A 21,087-nucleotide genomic window follows, 5' to 3' on the forward strand; every position below is an offset into this window, starting at 1 on the left:
TGTCACTAAGAAGGAAGCGGTTTAACATAAGCTTTGCACCGGCACAGTTTATCGAAGAACTGATGAAAATTTAAAAATCCGCAATTTAGGATTTGAGTGGGAGTAAACATTCATGCGTTTGTCGTGGAGAGGGAAATCCGGCTATTGACAATCCCCGGCGGGAATGTTATGATATCAGCCAAGTTAACATGAGAAAAGCGATGACGGAAACGAGTAGCATGGAGATCGCAGACAGAGAGAGCATCGAATGGTGGAAGATGCTTATGTGGATCGTATGTGAAAACCATTCCCCAGCTGCAATGCTGAAAGTAGACGTAAGCGTTGCCGTACACCTGCGTTAAAGGTTAGGGTTTGATAGAACCTGAAGTGAAAAATTGAGGTGGAACCGTGCGACAGGCACCCTCAAAGGTACATGGTAAGTATCTTTGAGGGTGCTTTTTTCATGTTAATCAAAAATTTTATTAGGAAAGGAAGAGGTAAAATGAAGATTACAATGAAGGATGGTTCCATGAGAGAGGCTGGTTTCCAGGAGGAACCGGGGAGAAATGCATTCAGGCACACCACGGCACATATTCTGGCCCAGGCGGTGAAGAGGCTGTATCCGGATACCAGGTGTGCCGTCGGCCCGTCGATTGCAGACGGTTTTTACTATGATTTTGACTTCAGTTTCCGTTTTTCGGAAGAAAACTTTGCCGAAGTGGAGGCGGAGATGAGAAAAATCGTGAGAGAAAATCTCCAGCTGAAACACTTTACCGCAGACCGAGAAAAGGCGCTGGAGATTCTGGAAGAAAGAAACGAGCCCTACAAAATCGAAATGCTTAGGGAGATGCCGGAAGATGAGGAAATCAGCTTCTTCAGACAGGGAGAATATCTGGAGCTGTGCGCGGGACCTCATGTGGCATACACCAGCGCTGTGAAAGCGTTTAAACTGCTGTCTGTGGCAGGGGCCTACTGGCGCGGCGATGAGAAGAACAAGATGCTTACCAGGATTTACGGCACATCCTTTCCGGAGAAGGGGATGCTGGAGGAATATCTGAACCGTCTGGAGGAGGCCAGGAAGAGAGACCACAGAAAGCTGGGAAAGGAACTGGGGCTATTTACATTGCTTGAGGAAGGACCGGGCTTCCCCTTTTTCCTTCCCAAGGGGCTCATACTGAAAAATCTGCTGATCGACTATTGGAGAAAACTGCACACCAGAGAAGGCTATGTGGAAATATCCACACCCATTATGCTGAACCGCCGGCTCTGGGAGACATCCGGACACTGGGAACATTACAGGGATAAGATGTATACGACTGTGATTGACGGGGCGGATTTTGCCGTAAAGCCCATGAGCTGTCCGGGCGGAATGCTGGTCTATAAGATGGAACCCCGTTCTTATCGTGATTTTCCCATGCGGATCAGTGAGCTGGGACTGATTCACAGAAATGAGAAGTCTGGTACACTGCATGGCCTGATGCGGGTCCGCTGCTGCACCCAGGACGATGCCCACATTTTCATGACGCCGGAGCAGATACCGGACGAGATTAAAGGGGTGGTCCGTCTGATTGATGAGGTGTATTCTGATTTTGGATTCAAGTATCATGTGGAGTTATCTACAAGGCCGGAGAATGCCATCGGAAGCGACGAAGACTGGGAAATGGCCACAAACGGTCTGAAAAATGCACTGGAGGATCTGAAACTGCCCTATGTGGTAAATGAGGGAGACGGCGCATTTTATGGCCCGAAGATCGATTTCCACCTGGAGGATTCCATCGGAAGGACATGGCAATGCGGGACAATCCAGCTGGACTTTCAGCTGCCTCAGCGGTTCGAGGCAGAGTATATCGGGGAAGACGGCAGGAAGCACCGTCCCGTTATGATACACAGGGTAGTATTTGGCTCCATTGAGCGGTTCCTGGGGATTTTGATCGAACATTTCGCAGGGAAATTTCCGCTGTGGCTTTCCCCGGTGCAGGTGAAAATATTACCTGTCTCGGATAAATCCCTTGACTATGCAAAAGAAATAGAAGGAATATTGCAAAGCGAAGGACTGCGCTGTGAAGTGGACGGAAGAACTGAAAAAATCGGATATAAAATCAGAGCCGCTCAGCTGGAAAAGATTCCTTACATGCTGATCCTCGGCGAGAAGGAAGTGCAGGCCGGCAGCGTCTCCGTCCGTGAGAGAGAGTCGGGAGATCTGGGAAGCATGACGGTAGAGGAACTGCTGGACATTCTTCGCGGGAAAATGTAGGTGATTTGTGATGCCGCTCTTGCGCAAACGGGGTGAAATGCTTATAATGAAAACGTCGGACGAAAGAGAATTCTGTGGTGATAAAAGTAGTGACATCCGACGGAAGGAGAGCAGATGGGAATCAGGATTGGTATTTTAGGTTACGGGAATCTGGGACGGGGAGTGGAATGTGCCATACGACAGAATCCGGATATGGAACTGAAGGCAGTATTTACAAGGAGAGACCCGGAAAGTGTGAATATTTTGACAGAGAGTGCAAAGGTCTGTCATGTGAATGAAGCCAGAGAATGGGCGGAAAAACTGGATGTGATGATTCTCTGCGGCGGCAGCGCCACGGACCTTCCGGTGCAGACGCCGGAGTACGCCGGGCTTTTCAATGTGGTGGACAGCTTTGACACTCACGCCAGGATTCCGGAGCATTTTGCAAATGTGGATGCGGCGGCGAGGAAAGGCGGGAAGGTGGCAATCATTTCCGTGGGCTGGGACCCGGGTCTCTTTTCCCTGAACCGGATGTATGCCAATGCCATTCTTCCTGAGGGAAAGGATTATACCTTCTGGGGCCGGGGGGTGAGTCAGGGCCATTCCGACGCCATCCGGCGGATTGCGGGCGTGAAGGATGCAAAACAGTATACCATTCCGGTGGAGGATGCTCTGAAGGCGGTGCGCGCCGGTGAGAATCCCGACCTGACCACCAGGCAGAAGCACACCAGGGAATGCTTTGTGGTGGCGGAGGAAGGGGCGGATAAAGCGGCAATCGAGAAAGAAATCAAAACGATGCCCAATTATTTCGCGGAGTATGACACCACGGTACATTTCATTACAGCAGAAGAACTGAGACGGGACCACAGTGGGATTCCTCATGGAGGACTGGTGCTGCGCAGCGGCGTTACCGGCTGGGAGAAGGAGAATAAACATCTCATCGAATACAATCTGAAGCTGGATTCCAATCCGGAGTTCACGGCCAGTGTGATTGTGGCCTATGCCAGAGCGGCGTATCGCCTTTCCACGGAGGGGGCAAAGGGCTGCAGGACAGTCTTTGACATTGCGCCGGCTTATCTGAGCGCGAAGAGCGGGGAAGAGCTGCGGGCGTCCATGCTGTAAAGTGGGAAATATGTAACAATTCGGACAGGACGCTGAATTGTTGCGGAAATATTCTGAAACGAAACAGATAGAAGACAAAATATAGGAAAACAGTTATACTGCTCTGCTGCGGAAGTGAAAGAATGGGTGCGCGCTTTGATGTATGGGGCGCATGGAGGGGCCCGGGCGGAAATTGCGCAACACAGCGGTCCCCGGAGAAACGGATTCCGGAAGAAGGGAAGGGCAGCAATAAAAAGCGGAGGAATCAGATTATGCAATTAGGAATCAGACTACACGATACCACGAAACGTCCTTTTGAGGAACGGATTGCCGAAGTACATCAGCTGGGATTTGCCTGCGGGCATATGGCGCTGTCGAAAGTGATTGACGAATTTCCCACTACGGATGAAGCGCTGACACCGGGACTTGCCATGTACATCAGGAATGTATTTGCCCGGAATCAGGTGGACATCGCCGTGCTGGGCTGCTATCTGAATCTGGCCAATCCCAACAGAGAGCAGCTTGCGGAAACGGTCCATCGGTACATGGCACATATCCGCTTTGCCTCCTGGCTGGGGTGCGGCGTGGTGGGCACAGAAACAGGAGCGCCCAATGAGACATATTCGTTTACGCCCGAATGCCATACGGAGGAAGCTCTGAAGCTTTTTGCGGACAATCTGCACCCCATTGTGGAATATGCGGAAAAAATGGGAGTGGTGGTGGCTATCGAGCCGGTGTACCGCCATATTGTAAGCAATCCCAAACGGGCCAGGAAGGTGCTGGATGAAATCAATTCTCCCAACCTGCAGATTATTTTTGACCCGGTGAACCTGCTGGATATGGAGAATTATGCGGAACGGAAGTCGGTGATAGAAGAAGCCATCGAACTGCTGGGGGCCGATGTGGCGATGGTGCATCTGAAAGACTGCGCGGTTCGGGACGGGAAACTGGTATCCATGGGATGCGGATTGGGCGAGATGGATTATACTGTCGTGCTGAAATTTATGAAAGAGAGAAAACCTTTCATTCATGCCACACTGGAGGATACGAAACCGGAGAACAACCAGAGGGTGAAGCATTTTATCATGCGGAAGTATGCAGAGGTGTAAGGAAGGTCACCGGGAAGTTGAAGTCTGGCCGCGGTATCACAGGAGAAGCGGGCTGCGGCAGGCAGGAGGGAGATGAGTATGGACGGTAAAGTGTACATGGGACTTGCGGGCGACGGCCGGAGAGTGAACATGCAGCTGAAAATGAGCAACCGCCACGGACTGATTGCCGGCGCCAGCGGTACGGGGAAGACCATTACCATGAAGGTGATGGCGGAAGCTTTTTCCGATGCCGGCGTGCCGGTGTTCCTCTGCGATGTAAAGGGGGATGTGTCGGGGATTGCCATGCCGGGCGTCTCTTCAGCGTCCATGGAGGAGCGCATTGACCGGTTCGGAATCAGGGACAGCTTTCAGTATGGGGCCTGTCCGGTGTCTTTCTGGGACATTTATCAGGAGAAGGGGCATCCCCTGCGGGTGACGGTTTCCGACATGGGACCTGAGCTGCTGGCCAGAATCCTGGGGCTGACGCCTGCCCAGGAAGGAGTGCTGAATATTGTCTTCCGGATTTCAGACGACAAGGGGCTGATGCTGATTGATTTGAAGGACCTGAGAGCGGTGCTGGGATATGTGTCGGAGCACCGGGGGGATTTTACGGCAACTTACGGGAATATATCTTCTCAGTCTGTGGGCGGCATTCTCAGGGCGCTGCTGCCTTTGGAGAACCAGGGAGGTGATCTGTTCTTCGGGGAACCGGCGCTGGATATCTTCGACTGGATACGAACCGATTCTCAGGGAAGGGGAATCGTGAATCTTCTTCACAGTGTAAAGCTTGTGCAGAATCCGATACTGTATGCGAGCTTTTTGCTGTGGCTGATGGCGGAGCTTTTCGAACAGCTCCCTGAAGTGGGAGATGTGGAGAAACCGAAGCTGGTATTTTTCTTCGATGAGGCACACCTGCTTTTTTCCAATGTGCCGAAAGCTCTGGTGCAGAAAATTGAGCAGATGGTGAAGCTGATACGTTCCAAAGGGGTGGGAATCTATTTTGTCACCCAGAGCCCGGGAGATATCCCGGATGTGGTGCTGGCACAGCTGGGCAACCGGGTACAGCACGCGCTCAGGGCATACACCCCTTCGGAGCAGAAGGCAGTACGTGCGGCGGCACAGTCCTTCCGTGAGAATCCGGCGTTTCAGGCGGCGGATGTGATCATGGAGCTGGGCGTGGGACAGGCACTGGTCTCCTTTCTGGATGAAAAAGGCGTGCCTGAGATTGTGCAGCGGACGGACATCATCTGTCCCCGGAGCTTTATGGGACCCGCGGAAGAAACGGTGAGGAGTGCTTCCATGGCCGGGGATTCCATGGGGAAGTATGACAATTATGTGGATAATGAATCCGCTTATGAGGTACTGCAGGAACAGGCTGAAGCTGCGGAAGAGCAGACCAGGCTGGAAGCGGAGCGCGCCCGGCTGGAGAAGGAGAAAGCCGAGTTCGAGAAGCAGAAGGCCAAAGAGGAAGAAGCCGCCAGGAAGAAGCGGGAAAAAGAGGAAGAGGCGGCGCTGAAACGGAAGCAGAAGGAATGGGAAGCAGAGCAGAAGAAAAAGGAGCGGGCAGCGGACCGCCGCAGAGCGCAGATCGAACGCACCCTGATTAACACAGGTGCCCAGGTGCTGAAACGCGGACTGCTGAATACTTTGTTTAAAAAATGACAGGAGCATAACGCGATGTATAATATGACCCCTTATCTTGAGACAATTGACGATGTCATTGCCCGGGGACCTTACAGGGATACCTGGGAGTCTCTGAGCCGGTATCAGGTACCGGAATGGTACAGAAAAGCGAAATTCGGCATCTTTATTCACTGGGGAATCTACAGTGTGCCGGCTTTCGGAAGCGAGTGGTATTCCCGGAATATGTATGTGAAGGATTCCGGAGAATATAAGCACCACATTGAGACTTACGGGAAACACACGGAATTCGGCTATAAAGATTTCATTCCCATGTTCACCGCGGATAAGTTTGATCCGGAAGCCTGGGCGGAGCTTTTTGCACAGGCCGGTGCAAAATATGTGGTGCCGGTGGCGGAGCATCATGATGGATTTCAGATGTATAAAAGCGAGATTTCCCATTGGAACGCCTTTGAGATGGGGCCGAAGCGTGACGTTCTGGGTGAACTGAAGGAAAGCTGCGGGAAAAAGGGAATGCAGGTAGGAGCTTCCAGCCACAGAGTGGAGCACTGGTTCTTTATGGGACACGGCAGGGAATATGACAGTGATATTAAGGAGCCCATGGAGAGAGGGGACTTCTACTGGCCGGCCATGCCGGAGCCCAATCATCAGGATTTGTTCAGTGAGCCGGTTCCCACGGAGGAATTTCTGCAGGACTGGCTGGTGCGCTGCTGTGAGCTGGTGGACCGGTATCAGCCGAAGATTGTATATTTTGACTGGTGGATACAGCACAGTGCGGTGAGGCCCTGGCTGAGAAAATTCGCGGCATATTATTACAACAGAGCCGCGGAATGGGGAAGTGATGCGGTTATCAACTACAAGCATGATGCCTTTGTCTTCGGCAGTGCCGTGCCGGATGTGGAGAGAGGCCAGTTTGCGGATGTAAAGCCTTATTTCTGGCAGACAGATACGGCCATCGCTTTGAATTCCTGGGGATATACGGAGCATAATGATTTCCGTCCGGCCCGGGATATTATCTGTGATCTGGCAGATATCGTCAGTAAGAACGGCTGTCTGCTGCTGAATGTGGGGCCCAAACCGGACGGCACCATATCGGAGGAGGACAGAGCGGTGCTCCTGAAAATCGGCCAGTGGCTGAAAGTGAACGGCGAGGCAATTTATGATAGTTCTATCTGGAGAAAATACGGGGAGGGACCCACACAGATTGTGGAGGGACAGTTCTCTGACGGAATCAGGAAGAACTTTACCTCCGGGGACTTCCGCTTTACCACGGCGGGGGGTTATCTCTATGCAATCGCACTGAAATGCAGCGATTCCGGAGAGTACCTCATCCGGTCGCTGGGAGAGCAGGATGCATCCAGAGTGGCGAATTTCCACGGAATCATTTCCGATATCAGGGTGCTGGGAAGTGATGAGAAGCCGGAGTGGAATCGGGATGAAGAAGGTCTGCACATCAGGAGCAGTTTCAGAAGCGACTGTCCGGTGACCTTTAAGATTAAGGTGAACTGACTTAAATTTCCTCTGCCCGCTTTTCCGGCAGGGAAGGATAGACGGATATTCGAATGACGGTATAAAAGCAAAAAAGGCGTGCAGGATACGGCGAAGGATATTGATATTCAACGCAGGTATTCTGCACGCTTTTTAATCAGTCAGGCTGTGCCGGAAGCTTTTGCTTTTTATATTTTTACAGATGCCGCAGCTGGCTCAGGAGATAGTTTACCCTCTGGATTGCATTATCCACCTGGTTTTTTGCTTCATTTATTTTGGATTGTACCAGCCAGTCGGCTACTATGCCGTCAAAAAAATAATCCGCAAAGGTGAGAAAATCTCCTGTCTCCAGATGAAATTCAGGAATGGTATCCACATCCATCAGCTCTCTCTGGAATCGTTTCAGGGAGATGCGGGCCTGTTGTACCAGCGCGTCGGCGTCTTTCATTTTGGAACGTTTGATATAGGTGGTAAGCATTCCGCCTCCCAGCATATCCACAATGCCCCAGTTGCCCGCGCTGCTTAAGCAGCTTTTGGCATCGTTCAGGCATCTCAGCGCTTCCTGACCGGCCTGTATTGCCTCGGTGATTTCTCTGCGGTAATCGGGATTATTCATGATTTGTACCCCCTTTTCATTTGGACTCTTCCCATGGTCTGCTCTGCTTTTTGGAAGCAATTTTCATTTTGTGTATATTATAATGTCTTCTCCGGGGACTATCAATGCGGAATTGTGCACTTTACAGGGCACTAATCTGCTAAACTTTTTTCGAAAACAGCCGAAATAAAATGCATAAGGACAGGTGAAATGCTAAGGACAGCAGAGGAACAGGGCTGTCCTTTTTTGCTTGGGCACGGAGCCTTTGTCAAAGTATTTGTGATGAAGCAGCCGCAGGATTACCGTTCGTGACACCTGAAAGCGGTTTTCGTTACATTTTACAAAGATGAGAAAACGGACCTGTCGAAATAAAAAAAGACGAATCGCAGAGAACAGCGTGTGGTTTCGTCGGACATAAGAGGTGGGGGCATGAAAGTTGCGATTTGCGATGAGGATAAGGAGAGCAGTGTTCAGCTTTATGGGCTGATAAAGAGACAGGTGCCGGACATGGAGGTGTTCCGATTCCATTCTGTGAGACAGTTCCTGGAATCAGGGCAGCACTATGATATTCTTCTGCTGGATATCAGCATGGAGGACATGCGGGGGATGGAAGCGGCAAGGGCGTTGCGCGTTAACGGGGCGGATACGGTTCTGATTTTTGTGACTGCGCGGAAGGAGTATGCCGCGGAAGCTTTTGAAGTGTCGGCTTTTCATTATCTGCTGAAACCTGTGTCAGAGGAGAAATTCTGTGATGTATTTGAAGGCGCCTGCAGGGAAGCGCGCAGATTGGAAGCACAGAAAGGCGGACAGCTTTTCTTCCGCACGAAGACCAGGAACTACACCATGCAGAAGAAGGACATTTTATATGTGGAAAGCGCAAAGCGGAAGGTGGAAATCCATACGCTGCGGGAGAACATCACTGTCTATGCCACCATGAGACATGTGGAAGAACAGCTGGGCGGAGATTTCTTCCGATGCCACAGGGGATATCTGGTGAACATGGCTCATGTGGCCGGATACAGAGCGGGTGTCATTGAACTGAAAAACGGGGAGAAGATCTATCTGGCCAGAGACAAGTACTCCGAATTTGTCAGAATGTATACCGGCTATCTGAAGCAGGAGGGAATTACACTTCTGTAGAAAGCGGGCTGGAAGTACATATGCCATAGAATCAAAATGAAACAGGAATGGAGGGAAACCGGGACAGAATCTGTCCGGCAGGAGAAAAGAAATGAGAATCAGAGCAGGAATGAGAAGAATGACCACGAACATGCTGAGCAGCAGCAGAAGAAAGGCAGGGCTGTCTGCCAGAAAAAGTCCTTTTTTGAGTACGCTGCAGAATAAGAAAGGGCTTTCCGGGCTTGCACTGCTGAATGCGAACAGTGTGCAGAGTGCAAGGCTTGCCAGAAGCAGCTATGACAATCTGCAGAGAAGTTCCAAATCCCTGGCAGAAGAGCTGAGCCTGCTGGGTGAAAAGGTGGATCTTGGCGGGAAGGACATTACTGCCACCGCGTCAAATATGGTGGGGGATTACAATGATACTATGAAATATCTGAAGCAGATATCGGGGGTATTGAATGATTATTATCGCCAGGCTCTGAAGGAGACAGTCACCGGCAGTAAGGAAGAGCTGGAGGAAATCGGGATTACGGTGGGGACGGACGGCTCTCTGTCTCTGAATAAGGGGAAGCTTGCGGAAGCAGATGAGGAAAAGGTGAAAAAGCTGCTGGGAGCCTCCAGCGATTTTGTCAAGAGAATCAGCGCCGTGGCCTCCAGAGTTTCCGATAATGCGAAAGCAAATATGGAGAGCGCTTCCAGCCGATATAATGCGTCAGGAGGATTATCAAATTCTTATTTCAGCCGATATAATTTCAGGGGATAGGAGGAGATAAAGTGAGAATCGGTACAGATATGGCGGCAGTGAGAACCGCGGGAGGCAGGGCGACAGCTGCTGCGGTGGGCAGACGTTTTGAGGAGACGGCATCCTCGGAGAATATAACTTTTGGCAGCAGTCTGTTGGCAATGGGAGACGGCAGGCCGGAGGAAGAGAGGGACTCGGAAAGCGGGGAAGAGAGCGCGGCCGTGGACACAACGGATGCGCAGAAGATATATCAGGCAGTTGCCGCCGGGAAACCGAATCCTTTTGGGGTGGCCAGGGAAGGTGCGAAAGTACCCTATGGACATCTGGCGAAGGACGGCGTGATTATCTATAAGGGAGTATGCTTTGTGTGCGATGAAGAAACAAACAGTATCTGTCTGGGTGACATGACAGACAAGAAAAAGGTATTGAACATTCCGCTTTCCGGCGGCGGACATCTGAAGGTAAATCGGGACAGCATTGGCCTTTTGTCAAAGGCTGTGGGCATGTTCTCCCCGGAGGACCTGAACCTTATCATGCGGGCTATTGCGGAGGATACGAAGATTCAGTCTGTACAGAAGGAGATAGAGGACGAGGAAGCCAGCATTGGAAATCACCTGGGGAATGATGCACAGGCGGAAGACAGCGGCAGGGACCGCGCCTCGGAGTAAGCATCATATGTAAAATATGAGAAATAACAGTTAAAAGGGTAAGCGACGGATAGAGAGATTCAGAAGATAACAGAACGGAGGACTGCGCGGTAGTGGATACTGCGCAGTTTTTATATTAGAGGGACCGCTGGCAGACGGATATGAAGCACCATGGGGCAAAAGGGGCCGTAAGTCCCGCAAAATGGCGGTATGCTTATCAATAAGCTTGCGAAGGGAAGGAACAGTGTGATAGAATGGGAACAGGTTTGAACGTCTGTAAAATGCAGAAAAGGAAAGAGAGGTAAGCGTATGCAATATGATATTATCATTGTGGGGGCCGGGCCGGGAGGCATCTTCTCCGCCTACGAACTGACGAAGCAGAATCCGGAACTGAAGATTGCGGTCTTTGAGGCGGGACATTCCCTGGAGAAAAGGCATTGTCCCATTGACGGAGATAAAGTGAAAAGCTGTATTGGCTGTAAATCCTGCTCCATTATGAGCGGCTTCGGAGGAGCAGGGGCCTTTTCCGACGGAAAGTACAATATTACGAATGATTTCGGCGGCACGCTCCATGAGTATATCGGGAAAAAACAGGCAGTGGAGCTGATGGAATACGTGGATGATATCAACATGAAGTTCGGCGGAGAGGGGACCAAAATGTATTCCACAGCCGGAACCAGCTTTAAGAAAACCTGTCTGCAGAATAAGCTGAAGCTTCTGGACGCATCTGTGCGGCATCTGGGAACAGATATCAATTTTGTGGTGCTGGAGCATCTGTATGACTGGATGAAGGAAAGGATAGAGTTCCGCTTTGACAGTCCGGTGGACAGTATCGAGCTGACAGAAGGCGGCTATCTGGTAAAAAGCGGCGGCCAGGCTTACTCCTGCGAAAAATGTATCGTGTCCGTGGGGCGAAGCGGCAGCAAGTGGATGGAGAAAATCTGCGGGGAGCTGGACATTCCCACCAAATCCAACCGGGTGGACATCGGTGTGCGGGTGGAGCTGCCGGCGGTGATTTTCTCCCATCTGACAGACGAGCTTTACGAGAGCAAGATTGTGTACCGGACCGAAAAATTCGAGGACAATGTGCGGACCTTCTGTATGAACCCTTATGGAATCGTGGTAAACGAGAATACCAACGGCATTGTCACTGTAAACGGACACAGCTTTGACAGCCCGGAGAAACGCACAGACAATACCAATTTTGCACTGCTGGTGGCAAAGCATTTTTCGGAGCCTTTCAAGGACAGCAACGGATACGGCGAGAGCATTGCCCGACTTTCCAACATGCTGGGAGGCGGCGTCATCGTTCAGCGCTTCGGTGACCTGGTGCGGGGACGCCGCAGTAACGGAAAGCGGATAGAGGAAGGGCTTGTGACACCCACTCTGGCCGCCACCCCCGGAGACCTGAGCCTGGTACTGCCAAAGCGCATTCTGGATGGCATTATCGAGATGATCTATGCCCTGGACAAGATTGCACCCGGCACGGCCAATGACGACACCCTGCTTTACGGGGTGGAGGTAAAGTTCTATAACATGGAAGTGGAGCTGGATGAGCATCTGGAGTGCCGGCACAGGGGCATGTATATCATCGGGGACGGCAGCGGCGTAACCCATTCCCTGTCCCACGCCTCGGCCAGCGGGGTGTATGTGGCAAGGCATATTCTGGAGGGGTGAAGCCCTTTCTCTTGTGAATGCCATTGACTTTTTAATGTTTTCGACACAAGATTGAGGAAAGTGATGTCAGGATCAGCATGAGAGAGGAGGCTTCATGGGAATCTATATAGACCCTGGAAACAGTGGATTTCAGAGAATAGTGAGTAGTGAATATGTGGACAAGACAGGATGGAAATCCTATGCGGCACAGATGCTCTGTGCTTACTATGACTGCTCCTGCGATTCCCGCAGCCTTTTTGATGACAAGGAGATTGCAGCTTATATGACGGGGATTCTTCCCATTAAGAAGGATGGTTTCCAGTCCGCAATCTCGGATTTTATGGAATATTCTATCCTTAACCCGGGGAAATTCGCGGAATATACTGGTTTTACGGAAAAAGATGTCCGGAATTTATGTACAAAATACGGGATGAGCTTTGAGGAAGCAAAGAGATGGTATGATGGGTACGAGCTTTCGAAGAATGGCGCAGTATACAATCCATATTCTGTCATGTGTGCAGTCAAATTGCAGGAATTTCAGTCCTATTGGAGGAAGACGTCTGCGGCGGAATCACTGATGACATATATCAACATGGATTTTGACGGTATGCAGGAAACTATCCTGCGTATGATATCGGGGGAAGAAATCGAGGTTGATACGGATAATTTTGAAAATGATTTTGAGACCTTCAGAAGCAGGGACGATGTGCTGACCTTGCTCATCCATTTGGGATATCTGACCTGGGACAGAAAGGAAAAGACTGCCAGGATTCCCAATGAGGAGATAAAGGCGGAATTCCAGAAGATTCTGAAAGGCAGGACTGTGAACCGAAAATGGATGGAGCTGATCGGCCATTCGCAGAAGCTTTTGGAGGATACTGTTGCGGGCAATGCAGAGGCAGTAGCAAAGGCAATAGAGGAGATACGCGACAAAAATTATCCCGCAGTGCTTAAGGATTATGGCGGCGAGATCGTGATGGTGGGAATCAGCTATCATTCGAAGGCAAAAACCCACACATGCAAAATTGAGAGAAACTGAGCCTGTGGGAAATTCTGATTATTTGTTATTGTTAAACAGACAACAGGAAAGCAGAAAGTGATGATTCCTACCGGCCGTATATGAAGAAGGAGGTTGCTGTGCCAATGATGAAATTAAATAATAAAAAGCTGTTTTTGATTTTAGGCGTCTGCGTTATTCTTTTTGGGATAACAGGGCTTGCAATTGCCAGGTCAGATAAATTTTTCGGTGACAGAACAGGGGCTGAAGATTCTTCTCTTTTAAATGACAACTTGTTTCCTTCTTATTGTGATTATGCCGCTGATGTAATGACTTACGTGCTTGAAGAGGATGATAAGATTGCGAACTGCGAAATAGATATAAGCTATTCGAATGAAGAAATTCTGTCGGTTACAGCCGAAATTATTTTGGCTGCTCAAAGTATGGAAAATGAGATTCAGCCTGATAAAATAGCAAATTATATTTCGCAGTCTTTAGACATCCCAACTGAAAAAATAGCAATATCTATAAACCAAGGCAAGATCCCTGTAGAGCGATAGAATATTGCCGAAAGAATAGGATTGCAGGACAGGTTTCTGCAGCGCCTGGGCAATGTGAAAGCCAGCTTATCATAACGGGTGGCAATGCGGCAAAAGCCTTCAGTTTGAGAAAGTATTTCTCTGTCATAATCACAATAAATTTTAGATGCCAACGAGAGATATGAAATAATAGATTTATGGAGGATAGTTATGGCTTTGGAAAATAAATTAGGCATTAATGATTCAGCAGAACTTGCGAGAGTAGAAGAGAAAATAAGTAAGACTAAAGCCATTAAATTATATGAAAACAAAATTGTTGAAGATTTCGATGTTGGAAAATTTTCTGGACTTGCTAAAATTCATAAATTTTTGTTTGATGAGTTATATGATTTTGCTGGAAAAATAAGAACAGTAAATATTGCAAAAGGAAACTTTAGATTTGCTCCTGTAATGTATTTGGAGACTGCATTAAAACATATTGATAATATGCCACAATCAACATTTGATCAGATAATTGAAAAATATGTGGAAATGAATGTGGCTCATCCTTTTAGGGATGGGAATGTAACACAGAGACACTTGCAGAAAGCGGCGTAACAGCGGCAAACTGCTTTGTATATAAAATTGAATAGCGTACATGCCAAAGGACATTTCATCTTTTATTCAGGTGGATGTCCTTTTTTTGTACTCATTTTCAGGAGAAAGGAGATTCACATGGAACTGAACGAAATGGAAAAGCGCCTGATCTTCCAGACGGAAGGCTATGGGAAATTAGATGTCACTTATGAGCTGCGCATGTGCCTCCCCTATATACCGGACCCGGTAAAGAGGAAAACGGCGGCGGAACTTGTGCGGAAGCTGGACGCCATGCCGGAAAAAGACTGTCTGGCACTCATTCAGGATATTCGGAAAAACTACCGGATTCCGGCAGGCCCTAAGACAATGGGGGAACTACTGGCGGAGGCCAGGCAGAAATCCGGTGCGGAGAAATTAAAAGGACACGACATCATGGCCCTGGAACGCTTTGACCCGGAAGTAAAGCACATGATCGTCTTTGACGTGCTTTCAGGTAATGCCCCTGTTGGGGATAAAGGCGACAAGATGCGCCTGTTCCTTACAGATGCCGGCTACCAGAAATTCATAGACAGCCAGGAACGGGGCGAGGTCAGGCTGAAAAACCATGCGAAGGTTGCACCGGGCGGCCATCTGCACTATGACCGCAGGGACCGCGCCTTGTAGCCCGAAGGGAAAGGAAGGAGGTTTTTGTTATGGCTGTATTCCGGGTAGAAAAAACAAAGGACTTCACGATCATGTGCAACCACCACCTGCGCAATACGGAACTGTCCTTAAAGGCAAAGGGGCTTCTCTCGCTCATGCTGTCGCTGCCGGAAGATTGGGACTATACCACAAAGGGGCTCGCCCATATCTGCAAGGACGGCGTGGATTCGATCACTACCGCCCTGAAAGAGCTGGAGCGGCACGGGTATCTCACCAGGCAGCGCCTCCGCTATGGGAACGGGCAGCTCGGAGACATCGAGTATACGATCCATGAAAAGCCTGTAAATGCTGAAAAACAGGGGGATTCACCTAAACGGGAAAATCCAGGACAGGGAAATCCAGGACAGGCAAAACCTGAACAGGGCGAACCTGGACAGGGAAATCCCGCACAATTAAATACTAATCCACAAAAAACTAATAAATCAAAAACGGATATATCAAGGACCCATCAATCAATCTATCCGGCAGGGCTGGAGGCGGCAGGCCGCCCGGATGGGATGGATCGGATAGAGCTGGTAGACGCTTACCGTGAAATTCTGAAAGAAAATATTGAGTATGGCTGCATGGTTTCCCGGTATGGGAAAGAACGCGTAGACGAGACGATGGAGCTCATGCTTGAAGTAGTGTTATCCAAGCGTCCATATATCCGTATCGCCGGGGATGATTTTCCCAGGGAGGTGGTAAAGGGCCGCTTCCTGAAGATCAATTCCGGCCACCTGGAGTATGTCTTTGACTGTATTGACCGGAACACTACCAAAGTCGGGAACATCAAGGCATACCTGCTGGCGGCGCTGTATAATGCCCCGGCAACAATGGACAGCTATTACCGTGCCGAGGTCAACCATGACCTGTACGGCTGTTAGGCGCCTTCGGGCGTCTTTTTTCATCACAGAAAGGAGGCGGGGCACAATGAAAAGAATCCCTGTGCCGGCATCATGCCCGGCGTAACAAAGGAGCAGATTCAGGCGGCGCGTGAGGCGGACCTGTTCGCCTACCTGCAGTTCCATGAGCCAGGGGTGCTGAAACGGGACGGCCCGAATTACCGCCACAAAGAACATGACAGCCTGGTCTATGTGAGCGGGAAAAGGTACTGGTACTGGAACAGCCGGGGCAGGAGTATCAACGCCCTGGATTACCTGATCCAGATACGGGGCTATGGGCTGGTGGATGCGGTCCATACGCTGGTCGGCGGGGAAACCCGGCAGACACCGGCCTATCGGAGCACGGCAGCGGCAGGACATGTGCATAAGGAACCGGAGAAGAAAGCATTTTCCCTCCCCTGGGCCAGACGGTGCGCCACTTCTGCCGTTTCCTATTTACAGCGGCGCGGGATCAGCTCTGATGTGATCAGCAGGTGTTTCCGGGAAGGGCTGTTCTATGAGGCGCGGTATCATGGCGAGCCGGTCTGTGTGTTTGTGGGAAAGGATGAAGCGGGGAAAGCAAAGTTTGCCTGTATGCGGAGCATTGCCGGCAGCCTTAGGAAAGATGTCTACGGCAGCGACAAGGAATACAGCTTCTGCTATCCGCCCAGGAATCCGTGCAGCCGGCATGTGGCGGTGTTTGAGGCGCCCATTGACGCCCTCTCCCATGCCACGCTGCAGGAATTAAAAGGCTGGAAATGGGACGGCTACCGGCTGTCCCTGGGCGGCACTTCCCATGTGGCATTGACAGCATTTCTGAAACGCTACCCGGAAATCCGGCGCGTCAGCCTCTACATGGACAACGACCTCGGCGGCCTTAAAAATGCCAGAAGGATTAGGGCAATGCTCCATGAGGATCAGCGGTTCCGGCATATTCGTGTAGGCGTCAACCCGCCCCGCACGGGAAAGGACTACAACGAAATGCTGCTCCATGTTACGGAGCAGATGAAAGACCAGCAACAGCAATGCCGCCGGAAACAGGCGGCTGTTTCGATTTGACAAGGAGGATTTCAAGAAATGATGAACACAGAGAACACGGCTTTACAGATGATCGCCGAAGCCGCCCGGTGCCCGGATTACGGCCCCGACATGGTTAAGGCGCTGATGGAAAAACTGGATATGAACGAGAAAGGCTTTGCGCTCCTGATGAATGTCGCCCCTTCCACGGTCCGGCTCTGGACCAGCGGAGCGGCGCAGCCCAGCGGCACGGCCAGACGGCTCATGCAGGTTTACGAGGCCGGGCCGGAGATCGTCGGCAAGATTGCCGGAGGGCAGCCGCCGGCAGAGGGGAGAGATTCGTAAATGGCAGAGGAAAGGACACATACGGATTCCGGCATGGGAACGCCGATTGCGGAAAATGAGCAGGTCCAGGCGCTGCTTGCACTCTTAAAGGAAAATGATTCCCCCGCCTATGCGGATTTCGCAAAACTGATCGAATCTGTCACAGGGATGGAGAACCGCCTTTCCATAGCGGTCGGCGAGCTGGCGGCCATGCGGGAGGACCTGCAGAAAATGCAGAACCGCTCCCTAAAAGCCTCCTTGCAAAAGACCTGTAAGACGCTGGAGGGCAATATTGCCTTCATGCAGCAGAAATTATCAGAGCTAAAGGGAAAGATTGTTGAGGGCTGTAGACATATCCTGGAGGACTTTAAGGAACGCGGTACGATTGCATTGAACGGGCTCGCAAATTTCCTGCACCTGAAACCGGCGTTAGAGGCGGTTCGTCAGGGGACGGAAAACCACCAGCAGGTCAGTAACCGGGCAATGGAGAGGATCGACGCCTTCGTCTCCGAGTACCATGAGGCAGGAAAGCACCTAAAAAACATGCGTCTGGCGCTGATGGGGAAGGAACCGGTGCAGCAGACAAAGACCGGCGGAGAGATTGCCCGCTATGTCAAGGCTCCTTACCGTGCCAGCCGTGCGTGCATGGGCGCCATGAAAAAATATGCGGAAAAGGCAGTCACCGCCCTGGAAGGGCTGGAACGGCAGGCACAGCGCCGGCCCTCGGTCCTGGAGGCCATGAAGGAGCAGGCAGCAAAGACGGAACCGGCAAAAGACAGACAGATACCCTCCCATGACAAGGGCAGCCGGTGATAAGAAAGGAGGAAATGAAATTGAAACAGGAATCACTTCCGCAGATTCACCTGGTCCGCGATACGGATTTAGGCATGTTTGCCTATGGGCTCCATATCCTGGCCGGGGATTTCCTACGGGAAAGTGAATTTAACCTGCGCACGCTTGCCACGAATACCGGGGAGGATTCTATCGCCATCATGGGTAAGAAACATATGTGGCTCTCGGACGCGCTGCTTGCCTACTGCCCCTCGGCGGAGCTTTACCGGATGGCAGCCATGACGGAATACCCCGGCGCAAGGGCCTTCCTGTTCCACACGGAGCGCAAAGAGGGCGGACGGCTGTACGGGGATGTCCTGATGATGGGCCTTGACACGCTGCGGCAGGACATAGAAAAGAATACCCTCTACCCCTACGGCGTCAGCATGGAATACCGGGACGGCACGAAGGCGGAGGCAGACATTGAAAAATGGGAGTCAATGGAGCTGTGCGAAAAGGATGCCCTGAAAACCTGGCGCTACCTCTATGCGCCGGAGCAGGTGACAGAATGGCAGCACTTCTATCAGGGCAGGTTCAGCCAGTGGAAGGGACAGGCATTTCCCTATATGCCCCAGGATTTGGAGGAACGTCTGAATACGGGATATATGGAGACGGCGCAGAACCCGGATATGGACATGTACCTCATACCGCTGGGGACGGCGAAGCAGATGCTCCTTGACGGCGGCCCGGTCTACCGCCTCTTACCCGGCGGGCCGGAAAAAATCGCACCCGTTTCAGCAGTCACGGGGCTCTGGTATGAGTTTTACCGGGAGTTCGCCGTTGCGCCGGAGGACCTGGGTGCGCTTGACCGGCTGGTCCGCAGGGAAACGGACCGGATCATGGGAATACGCCCGCAGCCTGACAAATCAAAGGAACATCGCCCTTCCCCGGAGCGGTGATTTTTTATGACTGGAGGTGATACGGATTGGCTGACAACATACAGCATGAAGATTTTGGGGAAAAGATCGGCGGCGCAAAAAAAGATTTATGGAAGGACCGGGGGCTCTATGTGAATGACCTGGACGCCATGAATGAGCGGGAGGCCGAGAAATTCGTAAAGAAGGATAATATCTGGAAAAAGCCGGATTACCAGGCCATGCTTGACGACGGCATCCCTCTGGGGGTGGTGTATTTTGTCAAGAAAGTGAGGGACAGCCTGAACGCTTCCCCACAGTATTACCGTAAGGACGACACACCGGAGAAGCGGCTTGCCAGGCAGAAGGAATATATTGAGACGGTCCGGGAGCTGCAGGCGGCGGTGGCGGATGTCCGTACCGCGGAGGACGCCGTGCAGGTCTGCGACCGCTTCATGGTAGGGAACGGCTACCTGGAGCGCTCCCAGGGATGGGGAGGCAGGGGCTATTACAGTGCCACGGAAAAAGGCAGGGAGAACCCGGCCATTACCAATAAGCTGCTGAAAGCCCTGGATGTCGGCCCGGTTTCCTCCTTTGAGCGTTATTTTGCACAGAAGGCAAGAAAGGACCAGTTCCTTGTGCCAAAAGAACAGAAAGTGCCGGCAGGGTATTCCATCCGATTTAATGACGGGAAGAATACCTATTCCAAAAATAATGACTGGAAACCAGGTACCTATTATGTGACGAAGGGCTATTCCATCTTACAGACAAACTTTGAATCGCGGGAGGCTGCCCTGAAATGGGTGCAGGAGCTGGCAAAGGGCCGCAGCAAAAGCGGAAAGACGCGGTTTGTGCCTCCCCAGCTCTCCCATGTGCGGAGGGACGGGCCGGATTACCGCAGCGGCGTGGAGATCACCGGGCAGCACTACCTTGACGCCTTCGGGTTCCGCGGCGGCGAGTTCGGAAACTGGATGAACCAGAATGACCGGCAGGCTTCCCTCAACATGGGCTTTGAAGCGCTCAAAGATTTGGCGTCGGCCCTGCAGGTCAGCGACAGGGATATTGCCTACCAGGGAACGCTTGCAATCGCTTTCGGCGCCAGGGGCAGCGGGAACGCGGCAGCCCACTATGAACCGCTGCGGAAGGTCATCAACCTTACGAAGATGCACGGGGCCGGCTCCCTGGCCCATGAATGGTGGCACGGGCTTGATGATTACCTGGGCACGAAGATGGGCGCGAATGGGATGCTCTCGGAACAGCCCCGCCTCTATGCGCCGTTCCAGAAGCTGATTGATACCATGAAATATAAGCCGGAGACGCCGGAGCAGGCGGCGGCCCGTACCGAAGCGCAGACAGAGCGCACCCGGAAAAATGCGGCAGGCTGGCTGGATTCGGCGGTGCTCGGCTCCCTGAAACGGCATGGCAGCGAGGAACAGATGGAAACCTATGCGGTTCTTAAAGAGGCGTTTTTATCCGGCGAGGCCGGCTCCGTGGAACAGATCAGCGCTTTCAAGAAGTCTGTCACCGGGCGGGTGATCCCCAAAAGCGAACGGGAACGGCTGGAAATATTCGAGCGTATGCTGTCCGGGTTGCAGGCACAGGAGGCACCGCAGATCGGGCGTGTGGAAACCGATTTTTACCGGAATTCTGTGCGCATGGGTAAGGAGTGCGAAAAGGACGGCGGCTATTGGGACAGCAATACGGAAATGACAGCCAGGGCTTTTGCCTGTTACATCAAGGATAAGCTGCCTTACCGTTCCGATTATCTGGCGGGCCACGCGGATTGCGCCGTTACCTTCGTGGCAGACAAAGGCGGGAAAATGGCCGTCCTGAAAGCCTTCCCGGAGGGTGAGGAACGCAGAGCCATCAATGCGGTATTTGACGAGATCGTGGCAGACCTGAAACGGGAGCAGATACTGACCCATTCGGATGAAACGCTGCCCCTTCCGGCGCGGCCGCTGGCGGAGAATGAACAGATTTCCATATTTACGGCGGACCGGCCTTCGGTCATGGCGCAGCTTGCGGCGGTGAAACCGGCAGAAAAAGCCACCCCGGCACAGGCGGCCCCGAAAAAGAGCCATACGCCGGAGATTTAAGG

General features: G+C 51.7%; 19 protein-coding genes, 1 pseudogene and 1 other annotated feature. Of the genes and pseudogenes, 19 read left to right on the plus strand and 1 reads right to left on the minus strand.

The genetic code is table 11. The features are described from left to right. The first annotated feature begins 191 nt into the window (after positions 1 to 191). Positions 192 to 407: a binding site (T-box leader), on the plus strand. 74 nt (positions 408 to 481) lie between these two features. From thrS to NSB25_RS24445, 5 genes are all read left to right on the plus strand, one after another. Further along, a complete protein-coding gene (thrS, locus tag NSB25_RS24425) occupies positions 482 to 2,233 on the plus strand; it encodes a threonine--tRNA ligase (protein WP_103242329.1) in 1,752 nt (583 codons plus the stop codon). Between the two features lie 114 nt (positions 2,234 to 2,347). Next, the gene (locus NSB25_RS24430; RefSeq protein WP_103242328.1) at positions 2,348 to 3,334 is read left to right on the plus strand and encodes a diaminopimelate dehydrogenase; all 987 of its coding nucleotides are present in this window, start codon (positions 2,348 to 2,350) and stop codon (positions 3,332 to 3,334) included. Positions 3,335 to 3,585: 251 nt separating this feature from the next. Continuing rightward, positions 3,586 to 4,422: a sugar phosphate isomerase/epimerase family protein gene (locus NSB25_RS24435; RefSeq protein ID WP_103242331.1), complete on the plus strand. Its 837-nt coding sequence runs from the start codon at positions 3,586 to 3,588 to the stop codon at positions 4,420 to 4,422. Positions 4,423 to 4,500: 78 nt separating this feature from the next. Beyond that, positions 4,501 to 6,063 carry a helicase HerA-like domain-containing protein gene (locus tag NSB25_RS24440; protein WP_242982619.1) on the plus strand — a complete coding sequence of 521 codons (1,563 nt, stop codon included), beginning with the start codon at positions 4,501 to 4,503 and terminating at the stop codon, positions 6,061 to 6,063. Positions 6,064 to 6,078: 15 nt separating this feature from the next. Further along, positions 6,079 to 7,551, plus strand: coding sequence for an alpha-L-fucosidase (locus NSB25_RS24445; RefSeq protein ID WP_103242326.1), 1,473 nt, complete (start codon positions 6,079 to 6,081; stop codon positions 7,549 to 7,551). A gap of 175 nt (positions 7,552 to 7,726) precedes the next feature. Here NSB25_RS24445 and NSB25_RS24450 read toward each other — a convergent pair whose 3' ends face one another. Next, positions 7,727 to 8,146 (minus strand): hypothetical protein, encoded by a 420-nt coding sequence (locus tag NSB25_RS24450; protein ID WP_103242325.1) that lies wholly within the window; start codon positions 8,144 to 8,146, stop codon positions 7,727 to 7,729. Positions 8,147 to 8,554: 408 nt separating this feature from the next. Between NSB25_RS24450 and NSB25_RS24455 the strand changes: the two genes are divergently transcribed. The 14 genes and pseudogenes from NSB25_RS24455 to NSB25_RS24520 all read left to right on the plus strand — a co-directional run bounded on the left by NSB25_RS24455 (position 8,555) and on the right by NSB25_RS24520 (position 21,085). Further along, positions 8,555 to 9,265, plus strand: coding sequence for a LytR/AlgR family response regulator transcription factor (locus tag NSB25_RS24455; RefSeq protein ID WP_103242324.1), 711 nt, complete (start codon positions 8,555 to 8,557; stop codon positions 9,263 to 9,265). 91 nt (positions 9,266 to 9,356) lie between these two features. Beyond that, positions 9,357 to 10,007, plus strand: coding sequence for a hypothetical protein (locus tag NSB25_RS24460; RefSeq protein ID WP_103242323.1), 651 nt, complete (start codon positions 9,357 to 9,359; stop codon positions 10,005 to 10,007). An 11-nt stretch (positions 10,008 to 10,018) separates the two neighbouring features. Then, positions 10,019 to 10,654: a hypothetical protein gene (locus NSB25_RS24465; RefSeq protein WP_103242322.1), complete on the plus strand. Its 636-nt coding sequence runs from the start codon at positions 10,019 to 10,021 to the stop codon at positions 10,652 to 10,654. A 288-nt stretch (positions 10,655 to 10,942) separates the two neighbouring features. Beyond that, a complete protein-coding gene (locus NSB25_RS24470; RefSeq protein ID WP_103242321.1) occupies positions 10,943 to 12,310 on the plus strand; it encodes an NAD(P)/FAD-dependent oxidoreductase in 1,368 nt (455 codons plus the stop codon). Between the two features lie 94 nt (positions 12,311 to 12,404). Then, positions 12,405 to 13,328 carry a P-loop NTPase family protein gene (locus NSB25_RS24475; protein ID WP_103242320.1) on the plus strand — a complete coding sequence of 308 codons (924 nt, stop codon included), beginning with the start codon at positions 12,405 to 12,407 and terminating at the stop codon, positions 13,326 to 13,328. A gap of 104 nt (positions 13,329 to 13,432) precedes the next feature. Further along, on the plus strand, positions 13,433 to 13,846 hold the full coding sequence (locus NSB25_RS24480; RefSeq protein ID WP_146040193.1) for a hypothetical protein: 414 nt from the start codon (positions 13,433 to 13,435) through the stop codon (positions 13,844 to 13,846). Between the two features lie 189 nt (positions 13,847 to 14,035). Further along, a pseudogene (locus NSB25_RS24485) lies at positions 14,036 to 14,389 on the plus strand (Fic/DOC family protein); the annotation flags it as partial. A 150-nt stretch (positions 14,390 to 14,539) separates the two neighbouring features. Beyond that, positions 14,540 to 15,064, plus strand: a complete 525-nt coding sequence (locus tag NSB25_RS24490; protein WP_103242317.1) for a DUF5720 family protein — start codon at positions 14,540 to 14,542, stop codon at positions 15,062 to 15,064. A 29-nt stretch (positions 15,065 to 15,093) separates the two neighbouring features. Next, complete coding sequence (locus tag NSB25_RS24495) at positions 15,094 to 15,966, plus strand: DUF6017 domain-containing protein (protein WP_103242316.1); 873 nt, start codon at positions 15,094 to 15,096, stop codon at positions 15,964 to 15,966. A gap of 72 nt (positions 15,967 to 16,038) precedes the next feature. After that, positions 16,039 to 17,022 (plus strand): toprim domain-containing protein, encoded by a 984-nt coding sequence (locus NSB25_RS24500; RefSeq protein WP_103242315.1) that lies wholly within the window; start codon positions 16,039 to 16,041, stop codon positions 17,020 to 17,022. Between the two features lie 18 nt (positions 17,023 to 17,040). Beyond that, entirely contained in the window at positions 17,041 to 17,325 is a 285-nt protein-coding gene (locus tag NSB25_RS24505) for a helix-turn-helix domain-containing protein (protein ID WP_103242314.1), read from the plus strand. Then, positions 17,326 to 18,117 (plus strand): DUF6674 family protein, encoded by a 792-nt coding sequence (locus NSB25_RS24510; protein WP_103242313.1) that lies wholly within the window; start codon positions 17,326 to 17,328, stop codon positions 18,115 to 18,117. It begins immediately after the preceding gene. 14 nt (positions 18,118 to 18,131) lie between these two features. Further along, positions 18,132 to 19,034 (plus strand): hypothetical protein, encoded by a 903-nt coding sequence (locus NSB25_RS24515; RefSeq protein WP_257479324.1) that lies wholly within the window; start codon positions 18,132 to 18,134, stop codon positions 19,032 to 19,034. A 26-nt stretch (positions 19,035 to 19,060) separates the two neighbouring features. After that, the gene (locus NSB25_RS24520; RefSeq protein ID WP_103242312.1) at positions 19,061 to 21,085 is read left to right on the plus strand and encodes an LPD1 domain-containing protein; all 2,025 of its coding nucleotides are present in this window, start codon (positions 19,061 to 19,063) and stop codon (positions 21,083 to 21,085) included. Positions 21,086 to 21,087 lie beyond the last annotated feature (2 nt).

The sequence above is a fragment of the Acetatifactor muris genome, from assembly GCF_024623325.1.
Lineage (GTDB): Bacteria > Bacillota > Clostridia > Lachnospirales > Lachnospiraceae > Acetatifactor > Acetatifactor muris.